Consider the following 13,132-nt stretch of genomic DNA (forward strand, 5'->3'; position numbering starts at 1 on the left):
GCCGGTTCAGTAGTGAGACATCAGCGAGCCGAAACCCTGCACCTTGTCGTCGATGCCGTTTTGCCGCAGCGCATACCAGTAGGTGGCTGTGTTGATGGCGATGACCGGCTTGTCGAGCCAGAATTCGGCGATACCGGCCACACGCGCCATCGCAAGGTTGGTACCGACCTGGATGATCGCCTCGACGCTTGAATCGTTGACCTCGTTGATGCTGTCGCGCAGTTCCTTCTCGCTGACATGGGCGATCTGCATCGGGCTGGGGCAGCGCAGGCCTTTGAGGTGCACCACTTCGTATCCGCAGTCGGTGAAGAACTTGACGACCTGCTTGTCGCCGACCGGCATGTAGGGTGTCACCACGCCGATCCGCTTGATGTCGCCGTATTTGGCAAGCGCCGCCTGGCAGGCATCGGAGCCCATGGTGACCTTGACGCCGGCCCGTTCCTCGACCCGCTTTTGCAGTTCTATCGAACCGTCGAGACCGTCCCAGAAGGTTTCAGCCGACATGCCCATCACCAGATGGTCAGGGCTGCAGGTCATTACCGAATCGATCGACTGCATGATGGCCGAGCGGATGTTGTCGATGAGTGCCAGGAAGTCCTCGTCGCTATGCACCGGATCGTCCGGGATGGTGATGCGCGAGAAGTGGTTGGTCACCCCCACCGGCCGCAGAGAGTCGAATTCCGGCTGTACGGATGTATTGGTCGAGGGAGCGATGACGCCAAATTTCTGTCGGTATCCGAGACTGTCCACCATGTTTGCTAGTCCTTTATTGAAGTGACAAATGTCGGGTGTGCCCTCAGGCGACGCTTTCGAGATCGCGCAGAGACTGGATCATCGACGAGCGCATGAGGAAATTCTTGAGCGCCGCCGGGTCTTCAACGGTGCGGCGCATCTCGTCGTGATAGGCGGCCCGCGCGGTAGGATCGTTCTCGGCCATCATCCGGCGATTGCGCAGCGATTGCTCCTGCACCGTTTCGATCGCCACCTTGCGGCGCTGGCGGTTGTAGCGTTCGGTGATCTCAAGCGGCGCTTTGCCGGTCCACACGTCGACAAGCTTGTCGCAGAGGTTGACGGCATCGTGGATGCCGCCGTTCATTCCCATGCCACCCAGCGGATTGTTAAGATGCGCTGCGTCGCCCGCGAGGAAGATGCGTCCCGCCACATAGGTCGCGGCAACGCGCTGGTGCACGCGGTAGGCGGTCGCGTGAACGATATCGTAGGTGCCGGGCTTCGGGCAGAGCGCCTGCAACCGCCGCTCCATCGTCTCTGGCGACTTGATTTCCTCTTCCGTCTGGTTCGGATCTGTCGGCAGCAAGACCCGCCACAGCGACGGCGTCCGCAAAAGCACAGCCCACTCGTTCGGATCGGTCAGGTAGGCAATGGAGGTCAGATCTTCGATCGCCTCGTCGAACTTGAACGAGGTGGACATCGACAGGAAGATTTCCGGGATGGTCAGACCATCGAAGGAGATGTCGAGCGCCTTGCGGATATTGCTGCGTGCACCGTCGCAGCCGATCAGGTAGCGCCCCGCGAGTTCGGTGCGCCCGCCATCCGCATATTCTATGGTGAGCGTTACGTTGTCGTCGTCCTGGCGAACATCGACTGCCTTTGCGCCGTAGATCATCTCGATCTGGCTGTCCGCCTCGATCAATCCCCGCAATTCCTCGGACATTTTCCACTGTTCGCATTGCAGCCGGTAGGGATGGTTCGTTTCACCTGCCAGAACACCGAGGTCGAATGTGGCGATCACGCCCTCCTGACGGTCGCGGAACTGCCATTGCGGGCAGATCAGGCCACGTTCGACGAGCTTTTCGCCGATCCCGAAGCGATCGAGCATGTCGAGCGTCGGCGGATGGAATGTCGATGCCCTGAGGTCCGAGGGTAAATCCCGGCTCGTTTCGACGACCGTTACCGGGATGCCTGCCTGGGAGAGGCAGCATGCCGCCACGAGGCCGACAGGCCCTGCGCCGACGATCAGAATGCGATCTTTGTTCGCCTTCATTATCAGTTTTCTCCGCCAATGTTTCCCTTGACAAGGGTCAAGTGCTAACTCAGTGTGTACAACATGTCACGACATTTAAAGCCCTAAATTCACAAATGTCGCAATGGGAAGAGGCTGGAGCCGGTGAGGTTTCGGCGATCAGGTCGCATTAGCCCTTTGATTGGGCAGCGACTGGATTGACTGCACAAAAACTAAACAAACGAGGCGCCATAAGGTGCCCAGCAGTGGGAACTGAGTGTATGAAGACGGATACAAAGAGGGCCGCTCGAGGTTTTCTCCAGATTTGATCGACTGTTCCGGCGGCAATGCCGGCGGTCGTTACGTGTCTTGCAGGTCGGGATTGTTTGCTGATTAGCAATTCATTTGTATACAAATTCAAGGAGAATGCCCTGTGTTGTTAATCCAGCAATTGCTGAACGGCGTCATGCTTGGCAGCGTCTACGTGACGGTGGCCGTGGCGTTCACGTTGACGATCGGCGTGCTCAATTTCCTGAACTTCACGATCCCAACGCTGTTCATGCTGGCCGGAATGACCACATGGGCACTGACCACATGGGGCGTTCCCTTCGGGTTGACGGGCCCATTGCCGTGGCCGATCGCGCTTATCGCGGCAATTGTCATGACAATTGCCGCGTCATTGTTGGTCGAGCGCTTCACCTTCCGCTACATGAAGACGAAATATGGGGATTCCACCGAGCACGCGATCCCGCTGGTCAGCTCGCTCGGCTTCCTGTTGATCATCGAAAACCTCATCCGTATCGGCTACGGCACGGAAAGCCAGCGTATCTCGGCGATCAGCTGGGAGACGACGGTCAATGTCGGTGGGCTGTTCTTTCGCGCGCCGCAGGTGATCAGCCTGGTGGTGGCGCTGGCAATCGTTGCCGTGCTCACATGGGTCATCAAGCGCAGCCGGGTCGGACGGGGGCTGCGGGCGATTGCGGAAAACCCGGATGCGGCCAATATCCTTGGCGTCGATGCGAAGCGTCTCGTTCCCATCATCTTCATGCTGACCGGCCTGTTGTGTGGTCTGGCCGGCATTCTGTTTGCCATCAACTATGGCGAGGTTTCACCGCAGATGGGTGAGGATATCGGCTCAAAGGCGATCGCCGGAATGGTGATCGGCGGACTGGGCTCGATCTGGGGCGCCGTACTTGGCGGCCTTATCATTGGCGTCACCGAAATGCTGACGATCCACTTCTTTGGTGCCGACAGCGTCCAGGTCATGGTTTGGGGATTGCTGTTGGTCACCCTGTTCGTGCGCCCGCAAGGCCTGCTGGGCCACCATTCCATCGGCAAGGGGAAGCTTTGATCATGAGCGGCTACTGGACCGGTATCCTCACCATTCTTTCGATCAACGTCATCATGGCCTACGCCATCTTCCTGCCCGTGGCGACCGGACAGCTTAACTTGGGCGGTGCGGGCTTCCAGGCACTGGGCGCCTACACGGCGGCGTTCCTGTCGGCAGCGGTCGGACTTTCGGCCTGGGCCACCATTCCGGCCGCCATGCTGGTTGGCGGGTTGGTTAGCGCGATGATCGCTTTTCCCTTGCTGCGCACCAAGGGCGTCTATCTGGTGCTGGCGACATTCGCTCTGGCGGAAGTCATCGCCGGAGCGATCCTCAACAGCGAGACGCTGGGCGGGGCCATGGGCCTGTCGGTGCCTGAGTTTCTCGACTACCAAGTGCCGGTCATCGCCGCAGTGCTTGTCACCCTATTTGTCTTCTACCTGATGTCGACACGGTTCGGGCTCACCATGCGGGCCTGCCATGACGACGACGTGGTGAGCGATCTGCTCGGCGTCAGCATCCGCGGCGTGCGTGTCGTTGCCTTCGCGACCGGTGGTGCGCTTGCAGGGCTTGCCGGTGCGCTTTACGCCCACACGTTCAATTTCGTTGAGATCCAGAGCTTCAATGCCCTGCTGTCGATCTACGTGCTCCTTTATGTGCTGCTGGGCGGGACCCAGACTGCGTTCGGTCCACTGATCGGTGCCACCTTCTTCACCCTGCTACCCGAACTGATGCGCAGCGTCTTGCCGGGTCTCAAGGCCTCCGTCGTCTCGATGTTCGGTGAAACCGCATCGCTTTCGCCGCCGGACGAGAGCTGGCGCTTCGTCGTGCTCGGCGTGCTGACGGTGCTGATGATGATGTTCCGCCCTGAAGGGCTGATCACCCGCAGCATGGTCGACAGGGTGACCTCGCTCGTTAAGCCGCGCCGCAAGGCCGACGGGAGGGTTGAGGCATGAGCGCTGCGACACATTCCATCCTCAGCCTCGACAACGTGTCGAAAAGCTTTGGCGGCCTCTCGGTCATCTCGGATGTCAGCTTCGACGTGCCAACCGGCGCGCGTCTGGCTCTGATCGGTCCCAATGGCGCCGGCAAGACCACGGTCTTCAACCTCATCTCCGGCTTCTACCAGCCTGACAAGGGCGACATTCTCATGGACGGGCAGGCGATCCAGTCCATCGCGTCGCGCAAGCGGGTCGGTCTCGGCATCGCCCGCAGCTTCCAGAACATCCGCCTGATGCCGCATCTCTCGGTCATCGAGAATGTCATGCTCGGCCAGCAGGCGCGCGCCGGGAGCGTCCTCGAAATGCTGAAGCCCCTGTCGATCTTCGGCAGATCGGCCTGGCGGCAAGAGGCAGAATCGCTGCTCGACCAGATGGGGCTCGACGCCTATCCCGGCGAGGTTGTTGCAACACTGCCCTACGGCGTGCGCAAGAAGATCGAAGTGGTGCGGGCACTGGCGGCCCGGCCGAAACTGCTGCTTCTTGACGAACCCGCGGCCGGCCTCAATGGCGCAGAGACGGATAATCTGACGGATTTCCTCAAGCGCATCTCGGCCACAGGGATCACGATCCTGATCGTCGAGCATGACATGGGCCTCGTTCGCCGTCTCTGCAACGAGGCCGTGGTGCTGAATTTCGGTCGCAAGATCTATGACGGACCCACTGCCACCGTTCAGGAAAATCCGCTGGTGCTGGAGGCCTATCTCGGTCCGCGGCATGCGAAAGCCGTGCAGGAGGGCCCCGCTCATGTTGCTTGAAGTGCGTGGACTTGATGTTCGCTACAGCCGGACGCATGCGGTCAAATCCGTCGATCTGGACCTTGAGGAAGGCGAGATCGTCACCGTGCTCGGTGCCAACGGTGCCGGTAAGACGTCACTGCTGCGCGCCCTTCAGGGTGCGGTGAAACCGAGCGGTGGCTCGGTGCGGTTTGGTGGCGAGACGCTGACGCATCTGTCGCCGGCCGAGCGGGTGCGTCGCGGCATGATGCTGGTACCGGAAGGCCGACAGATCTTCGTCAGCATGACGGTACACGAGAACCTTCTGATGGGCGCTTACCTGCGCAACGATGGTGGAGCAGGCAAGGACATCGCAAAGGTCTATGAACGCTTCCCAAATCTGGCGGAACGTCGCGACATGAAGGCAAGCGTGCTCTCCGGCGGCGAACAGCAGATGCTGGCGATTGGCCGCGCGCTTGTCGGCCAGCCGAAGCTGATCATGCTCGACGAGCCATCGCTCGGCCTGTCGCCGCTGTTCGTCAACAATCTGTTCGAGCTGATCAGGGAGCTCAATCAGGACGGCATCAGCATCCTTCTGGTCGAGCAGAACACCGCGATGGCGCTGGAGACGGCGCGCCGCGGCTATGTGCTGGAACTCGGACGCGTGGTGCTTGCTGATACGGCAGAGGCCTTGGCAAGCAATCCGGCGCTGACGGAGGCCTATCTCGGAGGCCATGCCGCGGCTTAACCAATGACCGGCCTTCCACGTGGATCCGGCCGGAGGAATGAACCCGAATAACCCCAGGAGAGTGCCATGAAGTCCAGGTTTCGCTTAGTTACCGCTGCCGCTCTAGCCGCCCTTCTATCCGGTACGGCCATGGCCGAGGACACGATCAAGATCGGCAATATCGTCGCCACGGCAGGCTTCCTCAAAGGCGTTGCCGAGCCGGCCGTTGTGGCCGCCGACATCGCGCTGGCAGAAATCAATGCGGCCGGCGGTATCAACGGCAAGAAGGTCGAGTTCGTCCGCTTTGATACCGCATCCGACCCTAAGCAGGCGTCTGTAGGTGCCCGCAAGCTGGCGCAGGACGACGGCGTCCTGGCGATCCTCGGTCCGTTCTCCTCCGGTGAATCGGCGGTTGCCTTCAATGATGCGGAACGGCTGAAGGTGTTGATGATGCCAAGCTCTGCGTCGACGCCGGGCCTCACCGACGGCAAGACCTACAGCTGGCGCCTTTCGGAAGACGAAGAGAAACAGTTCCGCCGTCTGCTGAAGTCGATCAAGGCGAAGGGCATCAAGTCTGATACGGCCGAGATCGTCTACATTTCCGAAGAAGTTGTTTCCAACGCCGCCGGCACAAAACTCTATCCTAAGCTGCTGGCAGAGATGGGCATCAAGCACGGAGATCCGATCGCGGTTCAATACAAGAGCTTTGACATGTCGGCGCAGGCCGCCCGTATCATGCAGTCCAATCCCGACCTCGTGGCGCTTGCCGCAACGCCGGATTCGGCATCCAAGGTGATCAAGGAATTGCGCCGCCAAGGGTTTAAGGGGCGCATTGTCGGATCGCAGATCTTCGCCGACCCGAACGTCGTCGCACTGTTTGGACCGGAAGGCGAGGGCACCTTGCTGGTTGCCGGCTTCTGGAAGGGGTTCAGCCCGCAGTCCCAGGCGTTCAACGACAAGTTTGTTGCAGAGGCCGAAAAGCGCGGCATCCACAAGGCCGGCGCGCATCATTCCGACGCCCAGACCTATGACACGCTCTTCCTGATTAAAGAGATCATGGAGAAGGCGAAAGTCACCGGTGACCCGGCAAAGCTTGCCGAGGAACGGGAGGCGGTGAACGCCGCGATGCAGGGTTTCACATTCTCCGGCATTCTCGGCAACAACATCTGCTTTGCCGGTCATGATGCGGAACTGCCCGGCTACGTCATCGAGATCAAGGGCGGCCAGTGGACGAAGTTCGACGAAGCGCCGGCCGATCCCTGCAAGTGAAACGCGACGCCGGCACGCATGTCGTGCCGGTCAATCCAGCGGGCGGCAGGAAAGCACGTCCGGATAAAACTCCCATGGAGGGGAATCTGAAATGCTGAAAACGATATTTGCGACACTGCTGATGGCAACAAGCCTGTCTGCTGCCGCCTCGGCCCAGACCGTCGGCCTTGCCACCACCAAGGGCGGCGCCACCGAACAAATTGCGACCGCTCTAGCCAAGACGATTTCCGAAAAATCGGGCCTTCGGGTCCGCCCTCAGGTGATGGCAAACACGTCGCAGTATCTGCCCCTGGTCGATTCCGGCCGCGTCGAATTCGGCATCGCCAATTTCCCGCAGACCTCCAACGCGATTTCGGGCACGGGCATGTCGGAGGGCCAGCCCAATCCGAACCTTCGGATGGTTGCCTCCCTTATTCCGTTCAACGCCGGGCTGATGGTAACCGAGAAATCCGGAATGAAGACCATGGCGGACCTCAAGGGAAAGCGCGTACCACGGTTTCCTGCAAATTCCCTTGGTGACTTCATCATCCGTGCGTCCCTGCAGACGGCCGGGCTGACATATGACGACGTCTCCAGCGTTCCGACGGCGAATTTCCCGGCGATGTTCGAAGCGCTCAAGGATGGCCTGACGGATGTCACCATCGCGACCGCCGGATCGCAGTCGGTTCTCGATATCGAAGCCTCGACCGGCGGCGTTCTGTTCCTCAACTACAAGGACGGCGACCAGACGGTGTTGGCGCAGAACCTTCCTGGCACCTCGCTGAAGAAGGGCAGCCAGCTTGCTGCATCTCCCGGCATGTCGCCGGATTCGACGATCTTCTTCTATGACTACACGCTGTTTGCCAATGCGGACGTGCCGAATGAAACGGTCGTGAAGCTGACGAAGGCGCTCTACGACGGCAAGCAAAGCCTGCAGGCTGCGGGCCCGATCTGGAGCGAATTTGATCCTGCAAAACTCGCCCATGTGACAACGGTCGAGTACCACCCCGGCGCGGTCGAATTCTACAAGAGCGTCGGCATCTGGTCCGGCAAGTAGGGGCATTTCAATGCAAACGGTCACATTGGAAGAAGGCGATCTTGGCGGTCCGGTGAAGATGGATCTCCTGTCTCGCATTCTGTCCCTCAGCGTGCCTTTCCTGGCGCTTGTCTGGGTGACAGCCCTGCCGCAGCGGTTCGGCCTTCTGGTCTATCCCGAGCAGGTCGTCGCCCTGATGTTCGGGGCCTCGCTGGCGGTGGTCTATTTCCGCCGCACCGGCGATGAGGCGCCGGGCACTATCATCGCCAACAGGATCGCGGGATATCTGTCGCTCGCGCTCTGCCTCTATGTCTTCGTGCGCTTTCCGGTGCTGTCGGAGGCGACCCATCGCTATCCGACCGAAGCACTGCTGCTCGGCATCGCGGTGACGGTCCTCAGCCTGGAGGCGCTCAGAAGGGTCGTCGGCTGGACGTTGATCATCATCTTTGCGCTGCTGTTTGCCTATGCGGTCTTCGGGGATTGGGTGCCCGGTGCGCTGCAGGGGCGGCCGATGGCAACGGCCGATGTGCTGCGCTTCATCGGCACGGACTCGTCTGCGGTGTGGGGCCAGACACTGCAGATTGCCGCCTTCGTCGTCGTCGTCTTCGTTCTGTTCGGCGGCCTGCTGATTGCCTGCGGCGGCGGCGACTTCTTCACCCAGCTTGCCATGCGGGTTGCCGGGCGAGGCCCGGGCAATTCCGCCAAGGTGGCCGTCACCGCCTCTGCTCTTTTCGGCACGGTGTCGGGCAGCGCCGTCTCGAATGTCATGTCGACCGGTATCATGACCATCCCGCTGATGAAGCGGGCTGGCTTCAAGCCAGCGCAGGCAGCCGGCATCGAGGCCGTCGCCTCGACCGGCGGGCAGCTGATGCCGCCGGTCATGGGCGCCGCAGCTTTCCTGATGGCCGAGATTCTTCAGGTTTCCTACAAGACCGTCGCGCTGGCCGCGCTGTTGCCGGCGGTGCTCTACTATCTGTCGCTCTATGTGCAGATCGACTTCATCGCACGGCGGGACAAGATCCCCTCGCTCGGCGGGCTGCAGCGTCACAGCCTGTTTACCGTGCTGAAGCAGGGTTGGCTTGCCATCCTCGCCTTTGCCGTCTTGCTGTTCTGCATTTTCAACTGGAACATGCGTGCGGAAGTCGCCGCTGTCTGGGCGATCCTCGCTCTCGCCATCGGCGGAATTGCGGCCGGCTATCTTCGGCGCGGCAAGGAGGGGATGACGCCGATGCAGGTGCTGAACGCGATCATCGAGACCGGACGGTCGACTTGTGACGTGCTGCTCATCACGGCCGTTTCGGGCATGATCATCGGCCTGCTCTCGACCACGGGACTCGGCTTTGCGCTGTCGATGTACCTTCTCGACTTTGGCGGCAAGAGCCTGTTTGGCCTTCTCGTCCTGACGGCGGTCATCGGCATCATCCTCGGCCTCGGGTTGCCGACGACCGGCGTCTATCTCTTGCTGGCATCGCTGGCGGCGCCGACATTGGTCCAACTCGGCATCGAACCGATCGCCGCGCACATGTTTGTCCTCTACTACGGCATCCTGTCGATGATCACCCCGCCGATCGCGCTTGCAAGCTTTGCCGCGGCAAGCCTAGCCGGCGCATCCAAGGGGAAAACCGATGTCGAGGCCTTCCGTTTCGGCTGGATCGCTTACTTCCTGCCGTTCCTGTTCATCTACAAGCCGGGACTTCTACTGGTCGGCTCCTGGTTTCACATCGGCTACGTGTTCGGCAGTTCGCTGGTCGCACTTGTGCTGGTGACCGGCGGCCTTGTCGGCCACAGCATGCGGCCGCTTTCGCTTCCCGTGCGCATCACGTGGCTTGTCATCGGCCTGCTTGTCATCGCGCCGCTCGCAGAGTTCGGCGGCGATTCGTTGGAATATGCGGTCAGCGCAATCGGCCTCGCCCTGCTGCTGTTGTCGGCGTTTGTGCCAACACGCCGGGCGATGCCAGTCCAAGACACCAGCGCCTGACACGGATACGAAAAAGCCCGGCTCCGACATGGCCACCTGCTGCAGGTGTTCATGTCGGAGCCGGGCTTTGCGTTTAGTGCAGCGCCTCTGGCATCGCGCTTTCAGTTATCCTTATTCGGCAGCCTTCTCTGGGCGCGCCCAGCGACGCTCGAATTCCCAGACTTCGTCGAAGCCGATCAGCGAATTGAATTCGCCGAAATTAAACAGTGGCACGTCCGGCGACAGCGAAGTGCCCTGTGATTTTAGCACGTTGAGAACGGCCTCGGCAGCCGCCGCAGCGGCAAGGCCCGTGGCGGCCGGGAAGATCGCCATCGCATAGCCCATCTCTTGCAATTCCGCTTTGGAGCGGATCGGCGTGCGGCCGCCGTCTGCCATATTGGCGATCATTGGCTTTGAGATGCGCCGGCACGCCTCGCGCATCTCCTCTTCGCTTTCCAGCGCTTCGAGGAAAACCACATCCGCACCTGCCTCGCCATAGGCAAGGCCGCGCTTCATCGCACCCTCGAACCCATCCGTCTGGCGGGCATCCGTGCGGGCGATGATCAGCGTTTCCGGATTGCGGCGGGCCTCTACCGCGACCTTGATCTTCTCGACCATGTCGAGCATCGGCACCACCCGCTTGAACGGCGTGTGGCCGCATTTCTTTGGGAATTCCTGATCCTCGATCTGGATCGCCACGACGCCGGCTTCCTCGTAGCCGCGCACGGTGTGGTGGACGTTTAGCAGCCCGCCATAGCCGGTGTCGGCATCGGCGATGACCCCGGCATTTGCCGTCCGGCAGAGCGTTGCGACGCGGTCGACCATCTGCGTGTAGCTGGCAATGCCGGCATCCGGCAGGCCGAGCGCCGACGCAGTCATCCAGTAACCGGAGGCGTAGACGAAGTCGAATCCGACCTTGTTGCTGACGACGGCGGTGATCATGTCGTGGATGCCGGGGGCGACAACGAATTGCCCGGATGCCAGTGCTGCCTTGAGGCTTGGTTTGCTCATGGTTTTCTCCTGATGTTCGATAGGCCGGCAACCGGCCATTCATGACGTCGGGCGATTAGCCCGGATGACTTTCGGCAAACAGACGCTCAAGCCGTCCGTCGTCGAGGAACAACCACGGCTGGCCGCTCCTGTGTCTGGCCTCGAAGGCCCTGATGTCGTCGCCGTCGTCCTCCAGAATGCTGCCGATCTCGTCGAGGCCAAGCATCAGTGCCCGGCGGCGATAGGGATCGATGTCGAAGGCGATGGCCTCACCATCGGGGAGTAAAACAGTCTGCGTCTCGAGATCGATCGTCAGCGCCTGTCCGCTTTCGGCGGCAGCCATGACCCGCTCATGGGCATCGCCTGCGACGACGACGGGGAGGGCGCCGTTCTTGAAGCAGTTGGAATAGAAGATCTCGCCGAAGCTCGGCGCGATGACGCAGGTGATGCCGAAATCCGTCAGGCCCCAGACCGCCTGCTCGCGGCTCGATCCGGAGCCGAAATTCGGGCCGGCAACCAGAATGCGAGCCTGATCGAAGGGTGGTGTGTTGAGGACGAAGTCCGTGTTCGTGCCGTCGCGTGCGTGGCGCCGTTCGTGAAAGAGGTGCTTGCCGAGGCCGGCCTTATCTAAGAGCAGCAGGAAGCGGGCCGGGAAAATCACATCCGTGTCGACATCCGCTTCGCGCAGCGGGGCGGCGACGCTGGTGAGGGTGGTGAATTTCTGCATCAGAGTTCTGCTCCCAGTTTGCGGACATCGACCAAATGACCGGCGACGGCGGCGGCAGCGGCCATCGCCGGGCTCATCAGATGGGTCCGGCCACCCTGTCCCTGCCGGCCTTCGAAATTGCGGTTGGAGGTAGATGCGCAGCGTTCGCCCGGGTTCAGCCGGTCGTCGTTCATCGCCACGCACATCGAACAGCCGGCGTCCCGCCATTCGAAACCGGCATCCTTGAAAATCCGGTCTAGTCCCTCGGCCTCTGCCTGGAGGCGAACCGCTGCGGAGCCCGGAACTGCAATCGCCGTCACCGTCGCTGCAATTTTCCGGCCTTTGAGGACCGAAGCGGCGAGGCGCATGTCCTCAAGCCGGCCGTTGGTGCATGAGCCGATAAATACCCGGTCTATGGTGATCTCTTCCAGCGGGGTGCCGGGCTTTAGATCCATATAGGCAAGGCTGCGCTCCATCTTGACGCGCCTGGCCTGATCGGTCTCAGCCGCCGGATCAGGCACGCGATCAAGAACCGGGCTCGTTTCGCCGGGATTGGTACCCCAGGAGACGTGCGGCGACAGGAGCGAGACATCGAGTTCCACCTGACGGTCGAAAACTGCGTCCGGATCGCTCGCAAGGCCTCGCCAATGGTTTGAGGCGGCCTCCCGCTGGGCATCAACAGGTGCCAATTTGCGGCCTTTGACATAGGCGATCGTCACCTCGTCGGGCGCGACCATGCCGACGCGGCTCCCGGCCTCGATGGACATGTTGCAAAGCGTCATGCGCGCTTCCATAGACAGCTTGGCGATGGCTGGACCCGCGTATTCGATTGCAAAGCCGACGCCACCATTCGTGCCGATGCGGGCGATCAGCGCCAGGATGATGTCCTTAACCGCGACGCCGGGCGGAAGTTCGCCGTTCAGTATTACCCGCATCGTCTTCTGCTTCTTCTGACGCAGGGTCTGCGTGGCGAATACGCATTCACATTCACTGGCGCCGATGCCGAAGGCGATCGCCCCGAAGGCGCCGTGGGTGGATGTGTGACTATCGCCGCAGACAAGTGTCGCACCCGGAAGAGTGAAGCCGAGTTCCGGGCCGATGACGTGGACGATGCCGTGACGATCGTCGTTCATGCCGATATAGTTGATGCCGAACCGATCGCAATTCTCGATCAGGCGGGCGACCTGCTGGGCAGCCAGTCCGTCCACAAGTGGCCGATGTCGGTTTTTGGTGGGCACCGCATGGTCGGCGACAGCGATATGCGCTGTGGGTCTTGCGAGCGGCCGGTTCATCTCGCTTAGACCGGCAAACGCTTGCGGACTGGAGACTTCCTGGACGAGGTGCCGATCGATGTAGAGAAGCGACGTGCCGTCGTCGTAGTCCTTGACGACGTGGTTCTGCCAGACTTTGTCATAGAGTGTATCTGCGGTCATCGGCATCATTCCTCCCATAGCAATGTGCTTGTCT

At 61.1% G+C, this 13,132-nt stretch carries 12 protein-coding genes; 7 read left to right on the plus strand and 5 right to left on the minus strand.

The window, feature by feature from the left end:
- Positions 1–6: 6 nt before the first annotated feature.
- Both ACQY1J_RS00145 and ACQY1J_RS00150 read right to left on the minus strand, forming a co-directional pair.
- Positions 7–753, minus strand: coding sequence for a maleate cis-trans isomerase family protein (locus tag ACQY1J_RS00145; RefSeq protein ID WP_430249633.1), 747 nt, complete (start codon positions 751–753; stop codon positions 7–9).
- Between the two features lie 43 nt (positions 754–796).
- Complete coding sequence (locus ACQY1J_RS00150; protein WP_430249635.1) at positions 797–2,002, minus strand: FAD-dependent oxidoreductase; 1,206 nt, start codon at positions 2,000–2,002, stop codon at positions 797–799.
- Between the two features lie 391 nt (positions 2,003–2,393).
- Between ACQY1J_RS00150 and ACQY1J_RS00155 the strand changes: the two genes are divergently transcribed.
- The 7 genes from ACQY1J_RS00155 to ACQY1J_RS00185 all read left to right on the plus strand — a co-directional run bounded on the left by ACQY1J_RS00155 (position 2,394) and on the right by ACQY1J_RS00185 (position 9,990).
- Positions 2,394–3,311 carry a branched-chain amino acid ABC transporter permease gene (locus ACQY1J_RS00155; protein ID WP_430249637.1) on the plus strand — a complete coding sequence of 306 codons (918 nt, stop codon included), beginning with the start codon at positions 2,394–2,396 and terminating at the stop codon, positions 3,309–3,311.
- Between the two features lie 2 nt (positions 3,312–3,313).
- A complete protein-coding gene (locus tag ACQY1J_RS00160) occupies positions 3,314–4,243 on the plus strand; it encodes a branched-chain amino acid ABC transporter permease (RefSeq protein WP_430249639.1) in 930 nt (309 codons plus the stop codon).
- A complete protein-coding gene (locus tag ACQY1J_RS00165) occupies positions 4,240–5,043 on the plus strand; it encodes an ABC transporter ATP-binding protein (protein ID WP_430249641.1) in 804 nt (267 codons plus the stop codon). The genes ACQY1J_RS00160 and ACQY1J_RS00165 overlap by 4 nt, the downstream gene beginning before the upstream one ends.
- Positions 5,036–5,749, plus strand: a complete 714-nt coding sequence (locus tag ACQY1J_RS00170; RefSeq protein ID WP_430249975.1) for an ABC transporter ATP-binding protein — start codon at positions 5,036–5,038, stop codon at positions 5,747–5,749. Before ACQY1J_RS00165 ends, ACQY1J_RS00170 begins: the two co-directional genes overlap by 8 nt.
- 66 nt (positions 5,750–5,815) lie before the next feature.
- Positions 5,816–6,997 carry an ABC transporter substrate-binding protein gene (locus ACQY1J_RS00175; protein WP_430249642.1) on the plus strand — a complete coding sequence of 394 codons (1,182 nt, stop codon included), beginning with the start codon at positions 5,816–5,818 and terminating at the stop codon, positions 6,995–6,997.
- Between the two features lie 91 nt (positions 6,998–7,088).
- The gene (locus tag ACQY1J_RS00180; protein ID WP_430249643.1) at positions 7,089–8,033 is read left to right on the plus strand and encodes a TAXI family TRAP transporter solute-binding subunit; all 945 of its coding nucleotides are present in this window, start codon (positions 7,089–7,091) and stop codon (positions 8,031–8,033) included.
- Positions 8,034–8,043: 10 nt separating this feature from the next.
- The gene (locus tag ACQY1J_RS00185; protein WP_430249645.1) at positions 8,044–9,990 is read left to right on the plus strand and encodes a TRAP transporter permease; all 1,947 of its coding nucleotides are present in this window, start codon (positions 8,044–8,046) and stop codon (positions 9,988–9,990) included.
- A 111-nt stretch (positions 9,991–10,101) separates the two neighbouring features.
- On the opposite strand, the gene ACQY1J_RS00190 is transcribed toward ACQY1J_RS00185, so the two are convergent.
- Genes ACQY1J_RS00190 through leuC form a run of 3 tightly spaced genes read right to left on the minus strand, consistent with a single transcriptional unit; the run spans position 10,102 to position 13,098 of the window.
- The gene (locus ACQY1J_RS00190) at positions 10,102–10,980 is read right to left on the minus strand and encodes an isocitrate lyase/PEP mutase family protein (RefSeq protein ID WP_430249646.1); all 879 of its coding nucleotides are present in this window, start codon (positions 10,978–10,980) and stop codon (positions 10,102–10,104) included.
- A 55-nt stretch (positions 10,981–11,035) separates the two neighbouring features.
- Positions 11,036–11,686, minus strand: coding sequence for a 3-isopropylmalate dehydratase small subunit (leuD, locus tag ACQY1J_RS00195; protein ID WP_430249647.1), 651 nt, complete (start codon positions 11,684–11,686; stop codon positions 11,036–11,038).
- The gene (gene leuC, locus ACQY1J_RS00200) at positions 11,686–13,098 is read right to left on the minus strand and encodes a 3-isopropylmalate dehydratase large subunit (protein WP_430249648.1); all 1,413 of its coding nucleotides are present in this window, start codon (positions 13,096–13,098) and stop codon (positions 11,686–11,688) included. Before leuC ends, leuD begins: the two co-directional genes overlap by 1 nt.
- Positions 13,099–13,132: the final 34 nt, after the last annotated feature.

Origin of the sequence: Neorhizobium sp. DAR64860/K0K1, from assembly GCF_050500205.1 — a bacterium.
Taxonomy (GTDB): Bacteria; Pseudomonadota; Alphaproteobacteria; order Rhizobiales; family Rhizobiaceae; genus Neorhizobium; species Neorhizobium soli.